The sequence below is a fragment of the Paraburkholderia sp. J10-1 genome, assembly GCF_905220165.1.
Classification (GTDB): domain Bacteria; phylum Pseudomonadota; class Gammaproteobacteria; order Burkholderiales; family Burkholderiaceae; genus Paraburkholderia.
Genome location: NZ_CAJMYW010000001.1, coordinates 659,709 through 683,874, shown reverse-complemented (window position 1 = coordinate 683,874; position 24,166 = coordinate 659,709). Strand labels below are relative to the sequence as shown.

22 protein-coding genes are annotated in these 24,166 nt (G+C 63.9%); 5 read left to right on the top strand and 17 right to left on the bottom strand.

Going from position 1 to position 24,166, the window contains the following annotated elements:
* Positions 1 to 5: 5 nt before the first annotated feature.
* From U5A65_RS03015 to U5A65_RS03000, 4 genes are read right to left on the bottom strand one after another with little or no spacing between them, the layout of a single operon-like run.
* Positions 6 to 1,679 (bottom strand): cyclic peptide export ABC transporter, encoded by a 1,674-nt coding sequence (locus tag U5A65_RS03015; RefSeq protein WP_321945435.1) that lies wholly within the window; start codon positions 1,677 to 1,679, stop codon positions 6 to 8.
* Between the two features lie 21 nt (positions 1,680 to 1,700).
* Complete coding sequence (gene fhuB, locus U5A65_RS03010) at positions 1,701 to 3,719, bottom strand: Fe(3+)-hydroxamate ABC transporter permease FhuB (RefSeq protein WP_321945434.1); 2,019 nt, start codon at positions 3,717 to 3,719, stop codon at positions 1,701 to 1,703.
* 8 nt (positions 3,720 to 3,727) lie between these two features.
* Complete coding sequence (locus tag U5A65_RS03005) at positions 3,728 to 4,633, bottom strand: ABC transporter substrate-binding protein (protein WP_321945433.1); 906 nt, start codon at positions 4,631 to 4,633, stop codon at positions 3,728 to 3,730.
* 31 nt (positions 4,634 to 4,664) lie between these two features.
* Positions 4,665 to 6,890, bottom strand: a complete 2,226-nt coding sequence (locus U5A65_RS03000) for a TonB-dependent siderophore receptor (RefSeq protein ID WP_321945432.1) — start codon at positions 6,888 to 6,890, stop codon at positions 4,665 to 4,667.
* A 184-nt stretch (positions 6,891 to 7,074) separates the two neighbouring features.
* Between U5A65_RS03000 and U5A65_RS02995 the strand changes: the two genes are divergently transcribed.
* Positions 7,075 to 7,896, top strand: a complete 822-nt coding sequence (locus U5A65_RS02995; protein ID WP_321908364.1) for a helix-turn-helix transcriptional regulator — start codon at positions 7,075 to 7,077, stop codon at positions 7,894 to 7,896.
* A 96-nt stretch (positions 7,897 to 7,992) separates the two neighbouring features.
* On the opposite strand, the gene U5A65_RS02990 is transcribed toward U5A65_RS02995, so the two are convergent.
* The 5 genes from U5A65_RS02990 to U5A65_RS02970 are packed head-to-tail and all read right to left on the bottom strand — an operon-like array spanning position 7,993 to position 14,273.
* Positions 7,993 to 9,102 carry a sn-glycerol-3-phosphate ABC transporter ATP-binding protein UgpC gene (locus tag U5A65_RS02990; RefSeq protein WP_321945431.1) on the bottom strand — a complete coding sequence of 370 codons (1,110 nt, stop codon included), beginning with the start codon at positions 9,100 to 9,102 and terminating at the stop codon, positions 7,993 to 7,995.
* Between the two features lie 6 nt (positions 9,103 to 9,108).
* A complete protein-coding gene (locus U5A65_RS02985) occupies positions 9,109 to 11,082 on the bottom strand; it encodes a glycoside hydrolase family 127 protein (RefSeq protein WP_321945430.1) in 1,974 nt (657 codons plus the stop codon).
* A 15-nt stretch (positions 11,083 to 11,097) separates the two neighbouring features.
* A complete protein-coding gene (locus U5A65_RS02980) occupies positions 11,098 to 12,039 on the bottom strand; it encodes a carbohydrate ABC transporter permease (protein ID WP_321945429.1) in 942 nt (313 codons plus the stop codon).
* The gene (locus tag U5A65_RS02975) at positions 12,032 to 12,973 is read right to left on the bottom strand and encodes a sugar ABC transporter permease (RefSeq protein ID WP_321945428.1); all 942 of its coding nucleotides are present in this window, start codon (positions 12,971 to 12,973) and stop codon (positions 12,032 to 12,034) included. The genes U5A65_RS02980 and U5A65_RS02975 overlap by 8 nt, the downstream gene beginning before the upstream one ends.
* A gap of 55 nt (positions 12,974 to 13,028) precedes the next feature.
* Positions 13,029 to 14,273 (bottom strand): sugar ABC transporter substrate-binding protein, encoded by a 1,245-nt coding sequence (locus tag U5A65_RS02970; RefSeq protein WP_321908374.1) that lies wholly within the window; start codon positions 14,271 to 14,273, stop codon positions 13,029 to 13,031.
* 239 nt (positions 14,274 to 14,512) lie between these two features.
* Between U5A65_RS02970 and U5A65_RS02965 the strand changes: the two genes are divergently transcribed.
* A complete protein-coding gene (locus tag U5A65_RS02965; RefSeq protein ID WP_321945427.1) occupies positions 14,513 to 15,349 on the top strand; it encodes an AraC family transcriptional regulator in 837 nt (278 codons plus the stop codon).
* A 6-nt stretch (positions 15,350 to 15,355) separates the two neighbouring features.
* Here the strand turns inward: U5A65_RS02965 and U5A65_RS02960 are convergent, their stop codons facing one another.
* The 3 genes from U5A65_RS02960 to gcvA form a co-directional block, all read right to left on the bottom strand.
* Positions 15,356 to 16,747 carry an MFS transporter gene (locus U5A65_RS02960; protein WP_321945426.1) on the bottom strand — a complete coding sequence of 464 codons (1,392 nt, stop codon included), beginning with the start codon at positions 16,745 to 16,747 and terminating at the stop codon, positions 15,356 to 15,358.
* Between the two features lie 100 nt (positions 16,748 to 16,847).
* A complete protein-coding gene (locus U5A65_RS02955) occupies positions 16,848 to 17,159 on the bottom strand; it encodes a winged helix-turn-helix transcriptional regulator (RefSeq protein WP_321908381.1) in 312 nt (103 codons plus the stop codon).
* Positions 17,160 to 17,273: 114 nt separating this feature from the next.
* A complete protein-coding gene (gene gcvA, locus U5A65_RS02950; RefSeq protein ID WP_321908382.1) occupies positions 17,274 to 18,167 on the bottom strand; it encodes a transcriptional regulator GcvA in 894 nt (297 codons plus the stop codon).
* A gap of 143 nt (positions 18,168 to 18,310) precedes the next feature.
* Here gcvA and U5A65_RS02945 point away from each other — a divergent pair, with 143 nt between their 5' ends.
* Entirely contained in the window at positions 18,311 to 19,594 is a 1,284-nt protein-coding gene (locus U5A65_RS02945) for an adenylosuccinate synthase (protein WP_321945425.1), read from the top strand.
* On the opposite strand, the gene U5A65_RS02940 is transcribed toward U5A65_RS02945, so the two are convergent.
* Positions 19,591 to 20,001: a VOC family protein gene (locus tag U5A65_RS02940; protein ID WP_321908387.1), complete on the bottom strand. Its 411-nt coding sequence runs from the start codon at positions 19,999 to 20,001 to the stop codon at positions 19,591 to 19,593. The genes U5A65_RS02945 and U5A65_RS02940 overlap by 4 nt on opposite strands.
* A gap of 58 nt (positions 20,002 to 20,059) precedes the next feature.
* Complete coding sequence (locus tag U5A65_RS02935) at positions 20,060 to 20,275, bottom strand: DUF3820 family protein (protein WP_158761255.1); 216 nt, start codon at positions 20,273 to 20,275, stop codon at positions 20,060 to 20,062.
* Between U5A65_RS02935 and U5A65_RS02930 the strand changes: the two genes are divergently transcribed.
* Both U5A65_RS02930 and U5A65_RS02925 read left to right on the top strand, forming a co-directional pair.
* Complete coding sequence (locus U5A65_RS02930) at positions 20,205 to 20,432, top strand: helix-turn-helix domain-containing protein (protein ID WP_321945424.1); 228 nt, start codon at positions 20,205 to 20,207, stop codon at positions 20,430 to 20,432. The genes U5A65_RS02935 and U5A65_RS02930 overlap by 71 nt on opposite strands.
* A 135-nt stretch (positions 20,433 to 20,567) precedes the next feature.
* Positions 20,568 to 21,251 (top strand): type 1 glutamine amidotransferase domain-containing protein, encoded by a 684-nt coding sequence (locus tag U5A65_RS02925; protein ID WP_321908394.1) that lies wholly within the window; start codon positions 20,568 to 20,570, stop codon positions 21,249 to 21,251.
* Positions 21,252 to 21,284: 33 nt separating this feature from the next.
* Here the strand turns inward: U5A65_RS02925 and U5A65_RS02920 are convergent, their stop codons facing one another.
* From U5A65_RS02920 to U5A65_RS02910, 3 genes are all read right to left on the bottom strand, one after another.
* A complete protein-coding gene (locus U5A65_RS02920) occupies positions 21,285 to 21,767 on the bottom strand; it encodes a MerR family transcriptional regulator (protein WP_321934572.1) in 483 nt (160 codons plus the stop codon).
* A gap of 81 nt (positions 21,768 to 21,848) precedes the next feature.
* Positions 21,849 to 23,093 carry a saccharopine dehydrogenase family protein gene (locus U5A65_RS02915; RefSeq protein WP_321945423.1) on the bottom strand — a complete coding sequence of 415 codons (1,245 nt, stop codon included), beginning with the start codon at positions 23,091 to 23,093 and terminating at the stop codon, positions 21,849 to 21,851.
* 61 nt (positions 23,094 to 23,154) lie between these two features.
* Positions 23,155 to 24,060, bottom strand: coding sequence for an acetoacetate decarboxylase (locus U5A65_RS02910; RefSeq protein ID WP_321945422.1), 906 nt, complete (start codon positions 24,058 to 24,060; stop codon positions 23,155 to 23,157).
* Positions 24,061 to 24,166: the final 106 nt, after the last annotated feature.

Here is a 24,166-nt window from a genome sequence, read left to right as displayed (position 1 = left end):
ACTGATCAACGAGCGGCGAGCGGTACATCCGTGTCTTTTCCTGCTCCCGTGTAGCGCGTGCTCAAATCCGCACCCGCGCCAGTTTCCACGATCTGGCCATAGTCGAGCTTGATATAGCGATCGGCGAGATGGAAATATCGGTCGTCGTGCGTGATGACCAAAACGGTCTTGCCCTTCGCCCTCAACTCGGGCAACAGCTTGCGATAGAACACGTCCTTGAAGAGCGGGTCCTGATCGGCGGCCCATTCGTCGAACAGGTAGAACGGCCGGTCCTCCAGATACGCCACCAGCAGCGCGAGCCGCTTGCGCTGGCCTTGCGAAAGTTCGAGCGTGGAGAACGCGCCGTCCTCGACGCTGACCTTGTGATCGAGTTGCAGATGCACGAGCAGGTCTCGCGCCGTTTGATCGAGCCCGTCAAAGCGGATGCCAAGCAGGCTGTCGAACAGGAAAAAGTCGCTGAACACCACCGAAAACAGCTGTCGATAACTGTCGCGATCGGCGTCGTTCACGCTCGCGCCGTTGAGCACGATGCGTCCGCTTTCGGGCGTGTAAAGCCCCACGATCATCTTCGCGAGCGTGGTCTTGCCGCTGCCGTTGCCGCCGATCAGATAGACCAGTTCGCCCGGTTTGAACGCGAGGTTGACCGGTCCGAGCGTGAACACTTCATTCTCTTTTTCGCGGAAGTAGCGGTGCGTGATGCCGTCGAGCACGATGCTTTCGAATGCGCCTTTTACCGGCGCATCGAGTCCGTTTTCGAGCGGCAGTTCGGCGTTCACAGCCTCGATACGCTCCAGCGCCACACGCGCGGTGCTGATGTTCGGAATCGCCGAGAGCAGCGACTCGATCGGCATGATCATGTAGAGAAACACCATCGCGTAACCCGACATCACGTGCGTATTCACGGGCAAAACGCGTACGACCACGAATAGCGTCATGCCGATGAACGCAAACAGGATGAAGCTGCCCCAGCTCGCCGCCGCCGCGTAGAGCACGTAGCCGCGCGTGCGCTGCACGCGCACGGCTTCGACGTTGGTGAACAGTGTGTCGTTGATGAAAGCGGCGCGACGCGGACGATGCAGCTTGAGTTCCTTGGCGCCGTCGAACAGCGCGCGAAAGTGGCGCACCAGATCGTCCTCGCGCTGGCGCGACGCGCGCAGGTGAAAGAGCGCGCGGCCGTTGGCAACGCGAAAGCCCGCCGCACCGATGCCGATCGTCACGATCGCCACCAGCAGAATCTGCCACGACAGCACGCTCAGATAGGCGAGACAGCCGATGATGACCGCGCTCTGCATGGCGAGTGCAGGCATGCGCACGAACAGCATGACGATGGCGTCGAGGTCCTGCGTGAGTACGGCGAGCGAGCGCGCCGCGCCTTGCTGCTCCAGATGGCGAAACGAGGCGTCGCCGAGCCGCCGGATCGTCTGCATGCGCAGGCTCGCCTTGGCGCGCTGGCCGAGGTCCATGAAGAGCGTCTGCGAGAGCGTGCGCGTGGCGAGCACGATCACGCCGAGCACGACGAATTGCCAGCCGAGGTGCGCGAGCTGCGCGACGGACGCCGACAGCGCCTGGTTGATGAGCGCGACGAGGCCCGCATTGCCAAAGCCGCTGACGAGACTGGTAGCGAGCGCAACGAACAAGGTCGAGCGTGAATTGCGCGCGAGCTTCAAGAGCATGGACATGAGTTTCCCTGAGACAGTGCGTCAGGAACCGGACCGGTCTTGCGCCGGGTGCCGGAACATTGTGAGGATCAAATAGAGTCCGCCGAGCAGCGTGGCCATCACGCCAGCCGGCATTTCTTGTGGAAACAGCACCCAGCGGCCGAGCCAGTCCGAACCGATCATCAGCGTCGCGCCGAACACCGCGCTGAGATACAGCAAGGGCATGGCGCGGCGAATGCCGAGCATGCGCGCCATGTGAGGCGCCATCAGGCCGATAAACGAGAGCGGTCCGATCACGAGCGTCGCGACCGCGCTCAAGAGAGCGCTCAGCATCAAGAGACCGAAACGCGCCCCGGCAATGCGCACGCCGAGTCCTGCCGAAACCGCATCGCCGAGCGGCAGGATTTCGAGCCAGCGGCGGCACAGCGGCACGGCCGCGAGCGCGAGCAGCGCGCACGCCGCCACCAGCGAGGCCATCCACGGCCCGACGTTGTAAGTCGAGCCCGCCAGCAGGTTGTAGAGGATGATGACGCGCGGATCGCCGCTCGAAATGGCGATGACGGAGACGGCCTGGAACGCTGCGCTCAGCGTCATGCCCGCGAGAATCAGCGTGTCGGGAGAAAACGACGAGGCCCGCGAGATCAGCACGAGCGCGCACAGGGTGAGCATCGAGCCGGCCGCGCACCACGCGAGGAAGGTCGGCAGCCCCGGATGCGCGGTGAGAAAGAGCGCGCCCGTCAAGCCGAGCGCCCCGCCCGCCGAGATGCCGAGCAAGTCGGGACTCGCCATCGGATTGCCGGTCATGCGCTGCACGATGCCGCCCGAGAGCGCGAGCAGCACGCCCACGCCCGCCGCCGCCGCGACATGCGGCAGGCGCAGAAACAACAGCGCCGCGGCTTCATGTGCATGGCTCAGATGCCAGCCCGCGAGGCCGCGCCCGAGCGTGAGCGAAAGCACGGCCGCGCACGTCAAGGCCAACGCGCTCGCGCACGCGACGCGCCGCAGGCCGCGCGGCGAGAGCGGGGCTCCAGGTTGTGTGGGCGTTTGCGCGAGATCCGGGCGGCCGCGCAGGCGGCGCAGCATCGCGAGCAGAAGCGGCGCGCCGATCAGCGTGGTGATCGCGCCGGTAGGTATCGCCATGCCGAAACGTGCCGCGCACAGTTGCGCGAGTTGATCGGCGAGCCATAGCAGCGCCGCGCCGATCAGCGGCGACCACATCACACGCTCGCGCAGGCGGCGCGCGCCGGCGAGCCGCGCAACGGCGGGCGCCGCAAGCCCGACGAAGCCGATCACGCCCACGGCGCTCACCACGAAGGCGGCGATCAGCAGCGTGAGCCCGAGCGTGACGCCGCGCGTGGCCTGCAGCGAGACGCCGAGGCTCGACGCCACCGTCTCGCCGAGATCGAACACGGCCATTGGCCGCAACAACAGCAGCAAGAGCAGCGCGCACGGCGCGAAGCGCGCCGCGAGCGCCAGCGCCACGCGCCAGTCGTGCTGCGCGAACGAGCCGCCACCCCACACCAGCAGGCCGCTCAGCAGATCGTAGTGCGAGATCGCCAGCGCCAGACAGAACGCGCCGCCGCAAAGATTCACGATCATGCCCGCGAGGATCAGCGCGAGCGGCGACATGCCGCGCTGCGCCGCCAGCACGAACACCGCGGCGAGTGCCGCCGCTGCGCCCGCTAGCGCAACCGCATCGCGGCCACCCGCGAGCAGGAAAGGCGCGTAGACCGTGGCGAGCGCGAGCGCGAGCCACGCGCCCGAGAAGATGCCGAGCGTCATGGGTTCGGCGAGCGGATTGCGCAAAACCTGCTGCGTCGCGACGCCCGCGAGGCCGAGCGCCGCGCCGCATAGCAGCGTGACGGCAACGCGTGGAAAATCGCTGTAGTGCGCGAGCAGTTGCGCCACGTTCGTGTTTTCGGGCGCGACGAGCGCCTGCCACCAGAGCGCGGGCGAGAGCCGGGCGTCAAGGCGCAGCGCGAACAACAGCGCCGCGAGCGCGAACAGCGCGCAAACGGGCAATAGCGGCGTGCGGCGCAGCGGCACGAAGGGCGTAGTCATGGCGTCCCTCATGCTGCCTCCGGTGCTTGCGCGGCAGCCAGCGCGTCGACGAGCGCATGCGCGAAATACGCCGCGCTCAGAATGCCACCCTCGGGCGGCACCTCGGCCATGCCCGTCATGCGGCCCGTGCGCGCGAACGGCATGGCCTGCCAGACGCGGCTCGTCTGCATCATCGTCGCGGTCATGGCGGGCAACGGCTTCACGTACACGAGCGTCGCGCGCGTATTAGCGTCGAGCGCATCGAAGCCGATCATGGCCGCAGCCGCCGCGCCGCCCCACGCGTTGCGCAGGCCCAGTTGCGCGAGCAACTCGCCGAACAGGCTATGCGTGCCGAACACGCGCAGACGCGATTCGTCGATAAAGCGCGCTATGTAGAGAGGCGCGCCGCCGCGTGCGTTCGCATACGCGGGCAGCGCATCGAGCCGCGCGCGCGCCTGCGCGATCGCTCGCCGCGATTGCGCCACGGCGGCTTCGCCTTGCGCTTCGCGGCCAAACAGATGCGCGAGGCGCATCGTCTCCCCGCAGGCGTCCGAATACGGAGTCGGGCTCGCGCGGAACTGGCCGAGCGTGACGGTAGGCGCGAGGCGCTCGAGCGAGCCGCGCAGCGAAGCATGCGCGGGCGTGATGACAATGAGATCGGGCTTGAGCGCCAGCATCAGTTCCATGTTGGGCTGGAACATCAGCCCCAGATCGACCACGGAATCGGGCAGCGGACATGCCGTGAAATTGCGCCGGAAGCCCGGCGTGTTCGCCATGCCCACAGGCACCACGTCGAGCGCGAGCGTCAGCTCCGCCAGGCCCCAGTCGAGCACGACCACGCGGCGCGGCACGGTGGTCCGCGCGCGCGCGCCGAGGCTGACGACGTTCAGACAAGCGCCGCCCAACAGCGCGGCGAGCAAGGTCCTGCGTTTCATTGCATCGGATCGGAAAAGAGGAAGGGCTGAGTTACCACTGGTACTTCGCTCCCGCCGTGAGCAGACGGCCTTGCCCCCAGTAGCAGTAGTTCGCGCCCGTGCAGGAGGCGAAGTACTTGCGGTCGAGCAGGTTCGACACGTTCAGCCACGTAGTCCAGCCTTGCAGGCTCGAGAAGCGGCGGCCAAGGTCGTAGCGCAGCGAGAGGTCCACGAGCGTGGCCGACGAGGTCATGAACGAGTTCGCCGTATCGCCATACGAGCCGCCGATATAGCGCACGCCGCCGCCGAACAGCAGCCCCGCGAGCGGTCCGGCGGAGACCGTGTAATCGGCCCACAGCGAAGCCGTGTTGCGCGGAATGCCCACCGGCACCTTGTCGAGTGCGGTGTTGCTTTTCGTGTTGAGCAGGTTCGTGTAGGTGTAGCTCGCGATCAGCTGCAGGTTGTTCGAGAGGCTCGCGTGGCCTTCCACTTCGAAGCCCTGCGAACGCACCTGGCCCGTCAGCACGCTGGCGCCGCTGTGGAGCGGGTCGCTGGTCTGCACGTTGTTCTGGGTGATATGGAACGCCGACACCGTGACGAAGCTGTTATAGCCCTTCGGCTGCAGCTTCACGCCCACTTCGTACTGCTCGGCCGTGAGCGGTGCGAACGCCTCGCCGCTGTACGTGGTGCCGACCTGCGGCTGGAACGAGCGCGAATAGCTGACGTACGGGGCGACGCCGCTGTCGAACTGGTACACGCCACCCGCGCGCCACGTGAACGCGCGGTTGAACTGCGTGGTCGTCGCGCCCGTCTTGTACGAGGTCACGTCTTCGTTGGCCCAGTCCTCGCGGATGCCGAGCAGGAACGACCACTTGCCGATGTCCAGCTGATCCTGCGCATACGCGCCGAGCTGTTTGATCGACGTGGCGTTCGACGTCGAGAACATGAAGTTCGGATACGGAATGGTTTGGCCGTAGATCGGGTTGCTTTCCTGCAGACCCGGCGTGGAAGTCAGGTTGCCATAGAAGTAATGGTCGAACTGCATGTTCTGGTAATCGAGGCCGACCGTGACGTTCTGCTTGACCGGCCCCGTATTGAACTTCGCGTTCAGCTGATTATCGACAGTGTGCGAATTGACGCTGCCGTAGTTCAGATACGCGGTGCGCGCGAGCGTGTCGGTGCCCGACTTGAAGCCGTCGTTGCCCACGTACTGGATCGTCTGCGTGTTGCGCAGGAAGCGATAGCTCTGCTTGAACGACCACACGTCGTCGATGCGGTGCTCCAGTTGATAGCCGATCGACATCTGCGTTTTGCGGAAGCTGTCCCACGTCGGCTCGCCCGGATTGAGGCTGCGGCTTTGCCACGTGTACGGCACCGAGTTGTAGATGCCCGCTTCCGGGTCCGCCTGATAGTTCGCGAAGACGGTGAACGTCGTGTCCTTCGACGGGCGGAACTGGATGGTTGGCGCAATCGAGAAGCGCTGCTGGTTCACGTAGTCGGTTTGCGTGCCGGTGTTGAAGCCGTCGGCGGTCAGGCGGTAGAGCACGGTGCCGTCCTTGTCGACCGGGCCGCTGAAATCGAAGAAGCCCTGGATGCGGCCATAGCTGCCGGTTTCCAGGCCGACTTCGTGATACGGCGTGTCGGTCGGCATCTTGCTCACGAGATTGACCGTGCCGCCGGGCGAGCCCTGGCCGTACAACACCGAAGCCGGACCGTGCAGCAGCTCGATGCGCTCGAACATGTACGGATCGAAGCTCGTGACGTTGAAGCCGAAGCCGCCGTTCGGGCCCGGCGTGCGCAGGCCGTTCCAGAATTCGTCCACGAGGAAACCGCGTGCGTAGAGGTATTCGAGCGAATCGGTATTGGTGCCGCGTTGTTCGGGGTTGATGCCCGAGGTGTAGCGCAGCGCCTGCGCCACGCTTTGTGCGCCCTGCACGTCCATCTGGTCACGCGTGACGACCGAAATGGCCTGCGGCACCTTGATGATCGGCGTGTCGGTCTTGGTGCCGGTCTCGCTGCGCTTCGCCACATAGCCCACCACCGGACCCGTGGCCGTTTCGCTTTGACGCGCGCCCTGCACGACGACGGCCGGCAGTTGCTGGCCCGGCTGCGCAGCGGCGTCCGACGCCGCCACGGGCGCCACCGCTGTTTGCGCACTGGCGATCTTCGCGATCGCGAGCGCCACGACCGCCGTGATCGTGCGCATCTTGATCCGCTTCGCCTCGCATGCCTCGATGTTGCTGTTGTTCGACGACTTTCCGATCCATCCCCGATTCATCCCACGTACCCCGTTCAAGATTTAAGACTCGCCAAATTACGAATGCGAATCATTTCGATTGTCATTTATAAATCAGCAGGCGGACGATAGAATACGGTCGGAACTGCGCAGACGTCCTGTCAATTCGTTACGCGAAACCGTCGAAATTTGACGGTTTTGCCGTATATCCTCAAAAGACTCACAAATGACCGATATCTGGCAACGCATCACCGGTACGCAGCGGCGATATCTCAAGCGTCCCGTCATCGCCAGGCGGTGCGATTTCGAAGCCGGCGACAGCGAAAGCTGGCACTCGCACACGCAACCGCAGTTCGTCTACACGACGCGCGGCGTGCTGCGCGTCATCACGCCCGACGGCGCGTGGACACTTGGCCCGTACCGCGGCTTGTGGATCGCGCCGCTCGTTGCGCACGAGTTGCAGGCGGTTAGCCAGGTGGAGATGTACACGGTCTATTTCGAAGTCGACGTCGCGCCGCGCGAGGAGCCGAGCTGCCACGTGCTGATGATTTCGACGCTGCTCCATGCGCTGGTGAGCGCGCTCGCGCTCGATCATCAGAACGGCCATCCCGAGCGCCGCTCCGGGTTGATCGACCCGCTTCTGCTGCAGGAGATGCGCGAGGCGCAGCTGGCTTCCGAAGGGCTGCTGCCGCTACCGAAGGACCGCCGCCTGCAACAGATTTGCGGCCAGCTGATGGACGCGCCCGCCGACAATACCCCGCTCAACGACTGGGGCATGCGCGTGGGCGCGAGCGAAAGCACGCTGGAGCGCGCTTTCAAGGACGAGACTGGCCTCACGTTCGGCCAATGGCGCCAGCGCTTGCGGCTGGTGGAATCGATCTCGCGGCTCGCCAAGGGCATGGCGGTTTCCACCATCGCCACCGAACTCGGCTACCGCAACTCCAGCGCCTTCATTACGATGTTCCGGCGCGCGATGGGGGAAACGCCCCAACGTTTCCTGCGCAACCGTAGCGGGCTGGAGCAGGTGACAGTGCATCAGGCGCAATAGCCGAACGCGCGCCGGATACAGCTGAACCGAGCGGCGGCGCAAGCAAAACGCTTGCGGTTCAGCGCATGTTTCGACCCGCGGGCTGCACCCTCATCGTCACGCCGCTAGCGCGCCTTCAATTCTGCGCTGAAACGCCTTCCCTTCACCGTCGAACAGATGGCAATGCTCGGGCTTCGCGCCGAGCTTTTGCGCATGGCCCTTCTCGTGCCGCTCGAGCGGTGCAATGCGTGCGATCAGGCCGTCTGGAGCAACGCGCGACTCCGCATACAGATACGCGGCGTCGCCGAGCGACTCGATGGTCATCGTGCGCGCCTGGGTGCCGTCCCCGGTGGTGCTCGCATGCAGGTGTTCGGCACGAATGCCGACTGTCACCTTGTCGCCTTCCTTCGCCGCGCCCGGTTCGACCGACACGCGCTGGGTTTCGCCCGTCTCGTAACGTACGGTCACGCCGTCGCGCGACACAGCCTGCACGGCGCCTTCCAGGAAGTTCATCTTCGGCGAGCCGATGAAGCCGGCAACGAAGCGGTTCGCCGGCGCGTGATACAGCGTCGTCGGGCTGCCGACCTGCTCGAGGTTGCCCGCCGACAGCACGACGATCTTGTCGGCCAGCGTCATCGCCTCGACCTGGTCGTGCGTCACGTAGATCATCGTGGTCTTCAGTTCGTCGTGCAGACGCGCGAATTCGAGGCGCATCTTCACGCGCAGCGCGGCGTCGAGATTCGAAAGCGGTTCGTCGAACAGGAACACCTTCGGCTTGCGCGTGATCGCGCGGCCGATCGCGACGCGCTGGCGCTGCCCGCCGGATAACTGCTTCGGCTTACGGTCGAGCAGATGGTCGATGTGCAGGATCTTCGCCGCATTGCGCACGGCCGAGTCGATTTCCGGCTTCTTCGCGCCGGAAATCTTCAGGCCGAACGCCATGTTGTCGTAGAGCGTCATGTGCGGATACAGCGCGTACGACTGGAACACCATCGCGATGCCGCGCTTCGCGGGAGGCACGTCGTTCATGAGTGCGCCGTCGATCGTCAGGTCGCCGCCGCTGATATCCTCGAGGCCCGCGATCATCCGCATCAAGGTCGATTTCCCGCAGCCGCTCGGGCCCACGAAGACGACGAACTCGCCGTCCGCTATGTCGAGACTCAGGTTGCCGATGACTTCGTGGTGATCGTATTGCTTCCTGACGTTGTGCAGTTGTACCCGTCCCATGTCGCTTCATTCCCCTCGATAGTTCAACCAGACCTTCATCGGTCCGCTTTCGCGGTTGTGCCACGCAAAATAAGGAATCGCGATCAGGGTGGCATGGTCGTTCGGCGCGGTATCGGCGGCCTCGGTCAGCGGCCGGTAAAGCGCGCCTGTCCAGTCCGCACCGATTTCGCGTTTGTACGCGCTGCCCTCGAGCACGACCACGCCCCCGAGTTGCGCTTCCCGCCATTGCGCTTCGAGTAATGGCGGGTCGACGTATAGCTCGTCGAGATCGACGCCCGGCATGTCGGCGCGTTCGACGCAATACAGCACCGGCCCGCGACTCAGCGCGATCCGGCCGCGATTGTCGGGCACCTTCGGGTGACTTTGCCAGGCGCGCAGGGCCATGGGCAGCGTCAGGCGGACCACATCGCCGGGTTGCCACAGGCGCTGGATCACGATGTAGCCGTGCGCGTGCGCAGTGGCTTCGATCGCAACGCTGTTCACGCTAAGACCGATCGAGGGATTCGGCGGCGTGGCGGCCGCAGCGCCTTCGCGAGTGGTCACGAAACCGGACGCGCCATTGAGCCACGCCGGAACACGCAACTTCAGCGCGAACTCGCCTTGACCATCGACGGCGATTTCAACGGCGCCGTCCCACGGATACCGCGTGCGCTGACGCAGTTCCACCGTGCGCCCGTTGAAGTCGATTCGCGCGTCGTTTTCCATATACAGGTGCACGTAAATGGAGTCAGCATCGGTCCCATAGACATAACCGGGCAGCGACGCAATCGTGCGCGCGACGTTTGGCGGACAGCATGCGCAGTAGTACCAGGGTTGCCGGCGATGGCCGCCGTCGTCCTCCAGCGGATTCACGTAGTAATACGCGTCTCCAGCGAGCGACCAGCCCGGCAGCATGCCGTTGTACAGCGTCCATTCGAACAGGTCGGCATAGCGGGCCTCGCCCGTTGCGGCGAGCATGCGGTGGCACCACATCATGCTGCCGATCGCCGCGCAGGTTTCGGTATAGGCCTGGCTGTTCGGCAACTCGAAGTCCGCGCCGATCGACTCGCCGTCATGCCGCGCGCCAACGCCGCCAGTGATATACATGCGATGCGCGACGAGCCGGTCCCACAGCGTTTCGAGCCTTGGCAGCAGGCCGGCTTCGCCGGTCTCGAGGTAGAGATCGGTTACGCCGCAGGCCATGTACAAGGCGCGCACCGCATGCCCGGCCAGGGTCTCCATCTGCTCGAACGGCACGTCGTCCTGGAAATAGGCGTCGCCGAACCGGCCGCCCGCGAGCAGGCCGTGACCGCGCGCCTTGATGAAGAAACGCGCCAGCGCGAGATACTGGTCGTTGCCCGTTTCGCGCGCGAGTTCGATGAGCGCCATTTCGATCTCTTCGTGCCCGTCGATGGCTTCGATCTTGCCTTCTGTTTCCGGGCCGAAGCGATCGCACAGCAGGTTGGCGAAGCGGATCGCCACGTTCAGCAAGCGGCGCTTTCCGGTTGCCCGGTGGTGCGCCACCGCGGCCTGAATCAGATGGCCCGCGCAATACATCTCGTGCAGGTCGCGCAGGTTGCTCCAGCGTTCCGCCTTGCGCTCCACGCTGAAATAGCTGTCGATATAGCCGTCGTCGTCCTGCGCGCGTTCGATCAGGGCGATGCCTTCGTCGATACGTTTTTCAAGCAGCGCGCTCGGTCCGCGCGCCACGACCCACGACGCGGCTTCGAGCCACTTGTACAGGTCGGAGTCGTTGAAGAATATGCCTTCGAATGGGCCATCGTAGTCGCCGGACACGCGGCGGAAATTGTTCAGCCGCCCCGTGCTTTCAAGGAGGTCCCATTGGCTCGGCAACGTCTTGTCGATGTTCGTCGCAAAGCGTCGCCCCCAGAAGTCGCCGAGCAGCTCGACCGCCGTGACGGCAACCGGTTTGATGCGCGCGTAGCGCGTGGAAGCGGAATCGACTACTACAGGCTGTCGCAAGGTTCTGGTGTCGTTCATGATGTATGGGAAAGGTTATGCCTTGACCGCGCCAGCAATCAGACCGTTGATGTAAAAGCGCTGCAGCAGCAGAAAGAGAAGCGCGCACGGCAGGATAGAAATCGTGATGCCGGCCTGCATGAGCCCCCAGTCGATCGCCCCGAGTTGTCCGCTTTGCGCGTTCAGGAGCATGACGGGGAGGGTGTAGTGCCTGGCGTCGCCGAGCAGGATCAGCGCGGCCAGCAGTTCGTTCCAGGAACCGAAGAAAGCGAACAGCCCAGCCGTCACGAGCCCCGGCAGCACCAGCGGCAGCATGATCATGCGCAGCGACTGGAGCGAGCTGCATCCGTCGATTAGCGAAGCGTCCTCGATTTCCAGCGGAACCGAGTCGAACGAGTTGCGCATCATGAACACGGCGAACGGCAACTGGAACGTCGTGTAGACGAGCGCGAGCCCGAATAGCGTGCCTTGCAGATGCATCCAGCGCAGCAGCACGAAGAGCGGGTTGAGGATCGACTGGAACGGAATCATCAGCGTCGCCAGGATGACGACGAAGATGACATTGCGCCCCCGGAAGCGGAATCGCGAGAACCCATAGCCGCCGAGCGTCGAGAGCACGAGCGTCATGGCAACCGTCATCAGCGCCACAGACGCGCTGTTGCCGAGATAACGCCAGATCCCTTCACCGTAGCCCGCGAGGTTCTGGTAGTTCTCGAACGACAGACGCGACGGAATCCAGCGCGGCGGCGATGCGCTCGCATCGGCGGGCGAATAGAACGAAGTCAGCGCGGACCAGGCGATCGGAAACAGAAAGATCAGGGTGAGCACGCCGCAAATCAGGTAGTAAAGCACTACCGAAAGCCGCGCCTTTAGCCGGCTCGCGTGGCCCGCATAGTCCACGGCGGGCACGCTGGACGTCAGTGGAGTCGGCGGCATGGGAACGAAGCCGGTATCGGCGGAACGTAGCTTGTTACTCATCGTCGTCTCGCAGAAGAATCATCTGGATCACGCTGAGCGCGAGCAACACGATCAGCAGCACCACCGACATTGCCGCGCCGTAGCCGAGCTTGAAATACGTGAACGACGCGCGATAGATCCAGTGGACCACGGTGATCGTGCTGTTCATTGGCCCGCCTCGCGTCATCACGTAGAACTGCTCGAACGCGAGGTAGGAACCGATCACGGCCATGATCAGCGCGAGCGCGAAGGTGCGCCGCATCATCGGCAGCGTGATATAGCGTTGTTGCGCCCACCAGCGCGCGCCGTCGATGCGCGCCGCCTCGTACAGATCGCGCGGAATGGCCTGCATGCCGACCAGCAGGATCACCATGGTGAAGCCGCACGCTTTCCACACCACCATGACGATCAGCGAGGCGAGCGCGGAGTGGGTGTCGCCGAGCCACTGGACCGGCTCGCTGACAATACCCAGTTGCATGAGGATCGCGCTGAAGATGCCGACCTGATCGTTGAACAGCCAGACCCAAAGCAGGCTCGCCGTCGTCATGCCGATGACGACCGGCAGAAAGAACGCCGTCCTGAAGATGCCGACGAAGCGGCTTGCCTGATTCACGAGCAACGCCAGCAGGAACGCCACCACGAAGATGGCAGGCGTCACGAGCAGCGTGTACTCGGTCGTAAACCACAGCGCGCCCCAGAACGACGCGTCGTGCAGCAGTTCCAGATAGTTGCGCAGTCCCGCGAACGAGGGGACGCCCATCAGCGGCCAGCGGTAAAACGACATGCCGATCGTCATCGCCAGCGGCAGCAGGAAAAACACCACCGTGAAGGCGAGGCATGGCAGCACGAACCAGTACCCCGCGCCGCGCCGGCCGACGCCTCCACGTTGCTTGCGAGCGTTGGCCGGCAGCGCGAAGCGGCTGCCGCCGGGCGGTGCATCGTTGAGGACGTCCATCGTCTTCGCGCCTCCTGTTGGGCGTGATTGCTCAGTGATCAGGCGTGATCACGCGCTATTGGGCGTTCAGGATCTCGGTGAAGCGTGCCTGCGCAGTCGTGACGGCTGCGTTGACGCCCTTGCCGAAGACCGCCTCCTGAATCATCGCGAGCCAGGGGCCGTTGGGATCGTTGATTAACTGATTGAACTTCGTGCTGTACGGCGTGCGGCCTTTGCTCATCGCCGTGGCCGCCAGCAGATAGCGGCTGTCGAGCTTGCTATAGGCGTTGTCGGCGAGGTCGACGCGCACGGGAATGCTGCCGTTCTTCGCGAACTGATCGACCTGGACCTGCTCGCCAAGGCTCCACTTGATGAACTCGAGCGCGTCCTGCTTGTGCTGCGAGCCCACCGGAATCGCGATCGAATCGCCGCCGGCGAAGCTCGCCCAGCCGCCATTTTGTCCGGGCAGATAGGCGAGCCCAAAGTCGATCTCAGGATGCGTTTTCTTCAGGATGCCGATTGAAAATGCGCCGGAGCCGACCATGCCGATCTTGCCGGTGAGGAATGCATTGATGAAGTTCGCGCCGCTGTCGGTTTTCGCGCTCGCCGGAATATCGCCCGCTTCCCACATGCGCCGATACATGGCGAGCGTGCCTTCGAGCGCGGGGTTAGTCAACGTGGCGGTCTTGCCGTCCGCCGAGAGCAGGTCGCCGCCTGAAGCCCACACGTAGGGCGTCATCGTGAAGATGTTGCAGCCGCCGCACGCGCCGGAAAAATAGAAACCCTTGATGCCGTTGCCGAGCGCGGTGATCTTTTTGGCGTCGGCTTCGAGTTCGGCCCACGTCTTCGGCGGCTGATCGGGATTCAAACCCGCGCGCTTGAAGAGGCTCTTGTTGTACAGCAGCATCGAACTTTCCGCGCTGAAAGGCAGCGCGTATTGTTTGCCCTGGTAATTACCGAGCCGCAGATGAGAGGGACTGAGGCTCTGGTAGAAGGGCAGTTTTTTAGCCTGGTCGCCGATATCGGTCAGCTGACCTGCGCGCGCAAACTCGGGCACGAAAATCAGGTCGATGGCGATCACATCCGGCGCGGCGCCCCCGGCCGAAGCGGTGCCGAACTTGGTGACGAAGTCGTCGTTCGGAATGACGGTCAAATTGACTTTGGTCGGATGACCTTGATTCCAGGTGGCGACCAGCGGTGTGACGAACGCCGCATCCGACGCGCGTACCCAAAAGGAAATGCCGTCATCGGCCTGTGCGTGGGTCGCGGCGAACCATGCCACGCATGCCAACCGTCCAAGCCACCGCTTGTATCGAATCATGGATGTCTCCTCTTGTCATCGACACGCGCTTTGCGACGTTTTGCTGGCCGTCATGCTGGCATCGCCGCTTGGTACGTGCCGCCAAACTTTGGGAAATGTGCTTTTTTCTACCTTTGTGCGTTGCAGCGGCCTTTTCCGGCTCTCCGCGAACGCCCGGTGCGCAAAGATTGACACGCTACGTTTGGACTCGCAAGATGAAGAATCCGCAGTAAAACAGGACAATTCCGACTTTTCTACCCATGACAGATTCCGCACTCCGCCTGGCCTGGTTGCCGCCTCTCGAAGCGAGTAATGGCGGTCTGTTTGTCTCGCGCGGCGTGGGCGTGCATCCGTCGCGAAGAATCCAGTCTCACGAACTGATTTATGTGCGGCAGGGCTGTCTGCAACTTCACGAGGACGGCAGGCAATTCGAAGTGAATGCGGGCGAAACCTTGTTGCTCTGGCCTGGCAGGTTGCACGGCGGCACGTCGCCGTTCGCCCCCGACCTCAAGTTTTACTGGGTGCATTTCACGCTGCCTGAAACGCCGCCTTCCGGCTCGGCGTCGCGTGAGTGGCTGGAGATTCCCCAGCACGCGCGCGTCGAGCGGCCCGATCATTTGTCGGGCATGTTCCAGCGTCTCTTGAACGACCAGCAAATCTATGGCGTCCAACCGGTGCCGGACAGCCTCGCGATCCTGCAGATGCTCTGGGAACTGAAGCGCTCGCGCGTCGCGGCCACGGCTGTCGACGGAGCGCCGCAGCAGTTGGCGGCAAGCGCCGACCGGTGGATTCGCACGCACTTTCATGAGGCGATCAGCGCATCGTCGATTGCGGCGCACCTGGGCTGCAATGCGGATTATCTAGGACGGGTATATCGCGCCGTGTATGGCCGTACGTTGACCGACGCCGTGCACGAACGCCGTATGCTGCACGCTGCCATTGTGCTTGCTGAGGACCGCTTGACGATCGCGCAGGTCGCCTACGAATGCGGATTCGAAGACAGCGGATATTTCCGCAGGCTCTTCAAGAAGAGCAAAGGCATGACGCCGAACGCATTTCGGCGGCTGCATTTGCGGGTTCATGTCAACACAGCCTGATACGTTTCAGCCGTTCTGCTCGGACACCTGTCCGGCATTGGCATCGGCTTCGCGCGCATCGTTGCGCGAAGCGGCCGCGTCCCTGGCTGGCTCTGTTGTCGCGCTCGTTTCAACGGGGGCTGGCGGGCCGTCCATGTCGTCGCCGAGCAAGGGGCGCTCGGGGTGCACGAACAGCCATAGCAGCGCACCGCAAGCCGCCGCCGCGCCGATCACGATCATGCCGCTTCCCCAGCTATGCGTGACCTTGACGATGAGAGCCAGCGTCATGGGGCCGGCGACGTTCGACAGCGCCCCCCACACGTTCGTCCAGCCCGACATGACGCCGGCAAACTCGCGCCCGAGATCCTGCGTGGCAGACCACACGACGACCTGCACGAATCCCACCGCCGCAAAGGACAGGCACAGCAAGCCGATCACCACGGCAATCGAACTGGCTCGCGAGGCCGCGGCCAACGCAAGCGCGCTCACGACAAATCCGCTCATCGCAACGGGCGTGCGCGCCCGATGGATCGAGCCGGTCTTTCTGAGCAGCCAGTCGCTGAACGCCCCCGCGGCGAACACGGCCACGAACACCGCCACCCACGGCAACGACGCGTACAGACCCATCGCCTTGAGCGAAAGCCCGCGCGCTCGCATGAGGTACGTCGGCAGCCACGTCGTATAAAAACTCTGGATCAGCACCAGCAGGAAGTACTGGACACCGAAAATCCAGAAGCGCCACTGCCGCAGACAGCGCCTGAGCGCCCCCTTGGCCGCGGTGTGCCCAGTTGGCTGGCCGTCTGCAATGTACTCGGCCTCTGCTTTCGTGATGAGCGGATGCGCTGCCGGCGTGTCGCGGTAGCCGAACCACCAGACTGCGCCGAGCAGCAGGCCCAGTGCGCCGAATCCGTAGAAAACGGCATGCCATCCGAACCGCGCGATGGTCCACGCCGTAAGCGGCGCCGAAACGATCGGGCCAAGATAAAGCCCCGCGAGCAGCAGGGCATTGCCTTTTGCGCGCTCGCTGGCCGGAACCCAGCGCTTGAGAGCGACGACACTGCTCGACCAGTCCGCCGATTGCGCCCCGCCCAGCACGAGGCGGCACCCGAAGAGCCAGGCGAAGGAGGCGCCCAGGGGTGTGGCGATCATCATGAGCGACCAGAGCGTGCTCGTGCCGAACAGCACCTTGCGCGACCCGTAGCGTTCGGCAGCGCGGCCCGCTGGGATCTGTCCGATTGCGTAGGCCCAGAAGTAGATCGTGAGTATCATCGACATCTCGACGATCGACAGGCCCAGTTCGTTCTGGATCGTCGGGGCCGCGACCGCCATGGCTGTGCGGTCGAGCGTCATCACGAACGTCAGTGGCGCGACGAGCAAGGCCACGATCTTCCAGCGGAGATGGTTCACGTTGTGCAACATCGTTCAACTCCCTGGCGCGTGCGGAACGTGGCTTGCCTGTGGTGCAGGCTAGTGCAGGCTTGCGCAGCCTAGTGCGTGAATCGTTCGGAAACCTGATGAATTAAGCCTCGCGGCCGCAGTGATCGCGATCGGCCGCTTCAAACCCCTGCGGGTCGCGCTCGGCCCACTCGCGCGCCCAGACTTGCAGCGGCTGCAATGCGGCCCGGAGTTTCCTGCCTTCGGCCGTCATTTGATAACCCCCCTCGCCGTGCTCGACGAGACCCGACGCTCTCAATTCCGCGAGCCGTGTATTGAGCAGGCGGGCATTGGTGTCGCAGGCTTCCTGGAGCGCGCGGAACGTCAACGCTTCGCCGCGCAGTTCCCACAGTATCCGCAGTGCGGTCCGCCGCCCGAGCAGGTCCAGCACGACCATGATCGGCCGTCCGGTTGTCGAGCCGCGAACGGGTTGTCCTGGTCGTGGAATTTTCATGCTTTACTTTTTAAAGCATCGAATTGGCGCTGTCAAGCAAGCGATGCCCCCATCTGTCTACGCCGAAAAGCGCTGTCCGAGTTCGCGCAACCACGCGAGAAAGGTATGGATGGCCGGGTCATCGAGCCGCGCCTCGCGGACATAGCTGCAGTAGCGCCATGCGGGCAGGGCGGGGCCGTCGAACGGAAACACGAGGCGGCCCTCTTTGACGTCGAGCGCGACGAGCGCGGTAGGACCCATTGCAATACCCAGACCGTCGATGGCGGCCTGCAGGGTCAAGTAGAAGTGATCCAGTTGCTGGGAATGGCGAGGCGCAAGCCCGGGATTGCCGCTTGCCGCAAGCCACTCCGCCCAAAGGCCGGGATAGGTCGCCGTGTGGAGCAGGGTGTGGTGCGCGAGGTCCGGGACATCGTGTATCGGGTGCATTTCCAGCACCTTGGGTGAGCAAACCGGCAGCCGGACTTCCGACAAGAACTCCTTGACCGCATACCCGGCCGCCTTCTGTTCGCTGCCGCGAATCGCCACATCGCATTCGTCGCCGAGCTTTTCGATCGGCTCATCCGACGTGGTCAGCCGCACCTCGACCGCCGGATTGGTCAGCTGGAAGCCGGAAAGCTGCGGCAAGAGCCAGCGCAGCGCGAAGGTCGTGGGCGCATTGACCCTCACGATCTGCGCCCGTGTGGCTCGAAGCTGCTCACTGGTCGCGAGCGCAATGCGATCGAGCGCCGCCGATACCTCGGCCAGGTAAGCGCGCCCCGACGCTGTCAAAACGACTCTTCGGCCGCGACGCTCGAACAGGTCGAGTCCGAGCCAGTCCTCCAGTTGCCGCACTTGCCGGCTAACGGCCCCGTGCGTGACGCAAAGCTCCTCGGCTGCCGCCGAAAAACTTTCCGCGCGAGCGGCGGCTTCGAATACGCGCAAGGCGTTCAACGGCGGCAAACGGCGCGACATAACCCAGATCCTATGTGACTTTTCCTGACAAGTTCCGTGAGTTTACATCGCTTTTCGTGGCAGCGACGGAGCCCTATATTGAGCCCCTTGGCAGCAGCTCCGGTTGCGGATCTGTTCGATTTACTCACCAGGGGAAATAACGCATGTCGAATGTCGTCGTGGTCGGCGCGCAGTGGGGCGACGAGGGAAAGGGCCGGATCGTGGATTGGCTCGCGGAGAAGGCGGACATCGTCGTTCGTTACAACGGTGGGCACAACGCCGGGCACACGCTGGTGGTGGATGGCCGAACCTACAAGCTCGCGCTGCTCCCGAGCGGCGTGGTGCGCGGCAAGCTCGGCCTGATCGGCAACGGCGTTGCGCTCGACCCCGAAGCGCTTTTCGCGGAGATCGACCGGATGGCGGCGTTGGGCATTCGCGTAACGCCTGAGGTGCTTCAAATCGCCGAAACGGCCACGCTGGTCCTGCCGGTGCACCGCGCCATCGACGCCGCCCAGGAACGCCTGCGCGCGAAGCCGCTGGGCACCACGCTGCGCGGCATTGGGCCGGCCTACGAAGACAAGGTTGGCCGCCGCGGCCTGCGCGTGTGCGATCTTGCCGAACCGGAACTGCTGGCCCGGAAACTCGCCGTCTTGCTCGAGCACCACAACGCGTGGCTTCGCGGTTCGGGCCAGGAGCCGTTCCCGCTCGAGCCGATGTTGAGCAACCTGCTTGCCATGGCGCCGCGCATCCTGCCGTTCGTGGGTCGTGTGTGGGAGCAACTGGATCGCGCTCATTCGTCGGGCAAGCACGTGGTATTCGAAGGCTCGCAGGCGGTCATGCTGGACGTGGATTGGGGCAGCTACCCGTACGTCACATCGTCGAGCACGATTGCCGCCGGCGCGGCCAGTGGCGCCGGCATTGCCCCGGCGCACCTGGGGCGCGTGCTGGGCGTCAGCAAGGTCTATGCAACGCGGGTTGGCGAAGGTCCGTTCACGTCGGAGCTGGACGGAGCGCTCGGTGACGAACTCCGGCAGCGCGGCGGCGAGTACGGCGTCAACACCGGCCGCCCGCGCCGCTGCGGTTGGCTCGACACCGTGCAGCTGCGGCAGAGCTGCAAAGTCGCGGGCATCAACCAGTTGGCGCTGACCAAGCTCGATGTGCTCGATGGCTTCGAGTCGGTGCAGCTCTGCGTGGGCTATATGCTCGACGGGGTGCGCATCGACTATATGCCGTCCACGAACGCCGAGCAGCAGCGCCTTCAGCCGGTCCTCAGGCGTTTCGATGGCTGGACGGGGTCGACCCGGGGCGTGCGCGCATATGGCGATCTGCCACCGCAGGCAGCGGCGCTGATCGAGGCGATCCACAACGAAGTGGGCGTTCCCGTGGCGATGGTCACCACCGGCCCTGAACGCGACGACGCCATTGTCCTGCAAGCGCCGTTCGCCTAACCTTCGTTGGCCAACCTTGATTGGATCTCGGCGGCGCTGAGGTCGCGCTGATGTGTGGCGATCTGCCAGGTGTTTCCCCACGGATCTCTAACCATCGCGCGCCGGTCGCCGTATGGCAGGTCGGTTGGCGGCTCGAGCGAGATCGCATGAGCCGCCACTGCCCGCTGGTACGTCGAGTCGGTATCCTCGACGTAGACATACAGGAATGCCGGCATTGGATCGCGCAGGCCGTCTGATCCGCTGACCATCACGACGGAATCGCCGATCCTGATTTCGGCAGGCAGCCCGTGGCGGAATTCGCCCTGCGCCAGAAACACCGTCTTGATGAACGCGATCAGGTTTTCCGCGTCCCGCACGACGATTCGCGGCGTGACGGTATGCCATCCATCGGGCTGGAATCTGGCCATGTTGCGCTGCCTCGCAAGAGATTCGCCAGCGCATTGTGCGCCGGGCGCCGGATTGGCGCTAGGCGCGTTTGCGCAGCGGCTCGAGCAATCCCTTCAGGCCGTTATGGTCCAACTCGTGCATCAGCGCGAGCAGCCGGCCGATCTCGCCCGGCGGAAAGCCTTCTCGGGCGAACCAGTTGAGGTAATGCCCGGGCAGGTCGGCGATGAGCCGGCCTTTGTATTTGCCGAAGGGCATGGCGAGGGTGACGAGGCGTTCGAGGTCTGGGGCTTGCATGGGCGTATTGTGCACGGTCTGGGAGCGGCTCGCGACCGGTCAGAGCATTCTGGATGTCGCGCTCAGTATGGGATACGACAGCCCTGGCGCATTCACCCCGATGTTCAAAAAGCAGCTTGGGGTGGTGCCAAGCGAGTATTTCCGCGTCAGCGAATAACCGTGTCGCTCAGCTCGAAGTGTCGAAAGACCTTGACCTTCAACTTCACTTGAACGTTATGGTTGTGACTGCCCACCGTGACGTGCAACGCATCGGCGCCAGGTTCCGGTGGCAAAGCAAAAGGGAGTGGTGAGCATGACCAAACGCGTGCTGCATGTTGTCAGCAACGTCGCCAGCTATGCCGACCAGGCCGAACCGACCGGCCTCTGGCTATCCGAGCTGACGCATGCGTGGCACGTCTTCGCCGGGAAAGGGTATGACCAACGTCTTGTGAGTCCGAAGGGCGGCCTCTCGCCGCTGGAGCCGCGCTCGCTCAAATGGCCGCTGGCCGATGCGTCGGTGAAAGCGTGGCTAAGCGATAAGGACCGCCAGGCACTTCTGGCGACCACGGCGCGCCCCGACCAGATCGACGCGGCAGACTTCGACGCGATCTATTTCACGGGCGGCCACGCCGTCATGTGGGACTTTCCCGACGATGCCGGCCTGCAGCGCATCACCCGCGATATCTACGAACGCGGCGGGGTCGTTTCGTCCGTCTGCCACGGTTACTGCGGACTGCTCAATACAACGCTCTCCGACGGCACACGGCTCGTGGCGCAGCGCCGGGTTACCGGTTATTCATGGGCAGAAGAAGTGCTGGCGGGCGTCGCGAAAAAAGTACCCTACAACGCCGAAGAAGAGATGAAGCGGCGCGGCGCGCGCTACGAAAAAGCCCTGCTGCCGTTCGTCTCGAAGGTCGTTGCCGATGGCCGGCTGGTGACCGGGCAAAACCCGCAGTCGGCGAAGGCGACAGCCGAGCGGGTCGCTTCGTTACTGTGAGGCTCGGCAAGGGCAGGCCAAGCGGCACGCGTGCTAGCGGTCCTTGACCGGCCCGCGACGCTTCGCTTTGCGAAGCGTTGTGACATCCGCGGCCTGCAGAGCCGGCGCTTTCACCTCCCCCGAGCGCATCCGCGACAACACCCGCTTCGCATTGGCGGTGCAATCCATGTCGTGCGGTTTCGTTTCGATTTCCGCCAGAAGCGCGACGAGATGCGCCTTGCTCTGCGCGAGCCGCATTTCCAGTGCTTCGATATCCTGCACCTTGCCGCGCAGCGTTTCGACGAGCGAGCCGTGCTTCCACTGCGTCAAGTCGGGCGGTAGCAGCGTGCGAATCTCGTCCAGACTGAAACCGGCTTGCTGTGCCGACGCAATCAGATCGAGCACCAGCACGGCTTGAGTTGAATACGTCCGATAGCCGTTCGGCTCACGCTCGGGCTTCAGCAGGCCGAGACCCTCGTAGAAGCGAATACGCGAAGCCGCAAGTCCCGTGCGCTGCGCAAGTTCACCGATTTTCATGTTTCCGACACTCCCCCGGTCAGACCGAACCTGACCGTCAACTTAACGCTTCGCCCGAATCGCTTCAACCCTCGTCACACGTCATATCGGCTCGAAGCGCAAACCCGCATAGCGAGTCAGACGCTCGATGAAGCGTGCGTCGAATACCGTGGCCGGCGTCCAGAATCCGCCGGGGCGCCCGGCCTTGGCGCCGTCCTCGACGAGATCGCGCGCGAGGCTGATCGCCGCCTGCCCCAGCATCTTGCCGGTCGAGCCGTAACCCGGATCGCGATCTCCGGTCACTTTCACGCGCAGCACTTGCCCTTCGTCGGTTCGGCCGAAAAACCGCAAATCGTAGCGACCCGCCCGTTGAGCCTCGGGGCTTGGACCTTCACCCGGTTTGGGCAATAGAAAGCGTTGCATCAGGCTGCGAACCGGGCCGATGACGATGCCCGCCATGAACGCCCCGAGCCCTGCCATGACGGCCAGGGCGCTCAGGCGTCCCTTCAGGCCCGGCCCCGTCAAGACGGCTTCGTCATAGGTGAACTGAGTGCCATAGGCGTTGCCCGAGAGCGCATTCGAGCGGTGAACGACGCGCTCGTTCACGGCCGCCATTACGAAGGGCGCGATCCACGCATCGAACGCGGAATCGAACTGAGCGGACCTGATGAAATGCTGGCGCGCGTTGAAGCCGTGATCTTCCGGGCAGAGCACATAGGGATTCATCAGTGCCTTGCGCAAGGACCGATCGGCAGCCGCCTCCTGGACCACGTTGATCACGCTAGCGACCGTGCCGCCCGACGCGCCGCCCTTGAGGGTTCTGACGCGCATCTTGACATGCGTAGCTGGCACACCGAATTGGCGCATCGCGTGTTGCTGCAGAAACCACACGCCCATGTCCGAGGGAACCGAGTCGAAGCCGCAGCAATGCACGATGCGCGCCCCCGTCTTCTGCGCCACCGGTTCGTACTTCTCTATCATTGTTTTGATCCACGGGGTCTCGCCAGTGAGGTCGCAATAATCGGTGCCGCTTTCCGCACAAACCTTGATTAGCGGTTCGCCATAAAGCGCATAGGGGCCGACGGTGGACACGACCACCCTGGTTTGCGCGCACAGCGCTCGCAACTGGGTTTCGCTGGCGGCGTCCGCGACGATGACGGGCAGGGATTGCCCCGCCGCGCCCAGCGAGCGCCTGAGGTCGTCGAGCTTCGCTTGTGATCGGCCCGCAATGGCCCAGCGCAAAGTTTCATGCTGCTGTGCAAGGTGTTCGGCGAGGTATCGCGTCAGGATTTGACCAACGAAGCTAGTGGCCCCAAACACGACAATGTCACAGGCTGGAGCGGTCATAGGCGTTTCCTTGTGTGGCTGCGTGTTAGCGGCGGTGGAATGCGCGCCTCCCTGCTCACGTTCACGCACAATCGAAGACCTTTAGCGGCGTTGGCAAATTCAGAACGACCTGCGCGTCCTTGACCACGTCCATACGAATGATGGTTGAGACGCCCAGTCCGTCGAGCAACTGGCTCAGTGGACCGCCACCGCGCAACAGGGTGACGTTGCGCGGGAAAAGGCGTTGAGCGAACGATAGCGTATTGGTCTGCACCGTGGCCTGATGCCATTGTCCATCGACCCGGTTGACCATGGTCGTCGTCCCCATATGGGATTGAGACACGACATCGCGCAAGGCCGGAAGCGGCGCATTCAAGGTCAGGTCCGGCGCGCCACCCGGGCCGGCAATACGCGCCCTGACATCGGCGCCGATGCTCACATCGATCTGCGCGCGCCATTTGGGCAACTGATAGCCGTACACGCCACGCACCCGCGCGATTTCCGTGCTCACGGGCAGTGCCAGCACATGTGCGAAGAAACTTCGACGCCGCATGGAGTCGAGCAGTTCCAGCGCATGGGACCCGCTCGCGCCAGGCCGACGAATCACGATCGCAACGGAAACTTCGTCGTAGGGGTCGTTATCGCAAACGGCATACGAAAAGAAAGTCAGCGCGACTAGCCCGAAGCCCGGGAATGCCCGAAGCGGCTCCAGCGGGGTCGGCAACATCGCTCGCAGCCGGGACAAGGGAGCGAGAAAGAGCACCTGGACATTGTGCGTGCGATAGTAGAAGTTAGGCGCCCACGTCGGACCCACTCGCGAGTTCACCAGTTGCTTTGGAATCCTGCGGAAATAGTCGATATTGCCCGCAGCAGGGTCCCGCGCCACTTCGTCGAGGTTCGGGTTCATCCGGAAGCGGTCGTAGTAGCCGCCTGCCGGCACCTCGACCTTATGCAGTCCAAATTCGACCTGTGTGTAGCGCCTTTCCATGTTCGCTGACCTTTCCCGATGTTTAACCTGGCACGCGCCGGCATGCAGCGCGATATGCAGGACTTCAGCCAGCACTTTAAGGTTAAACTCAACTTGAAGGTCAAGC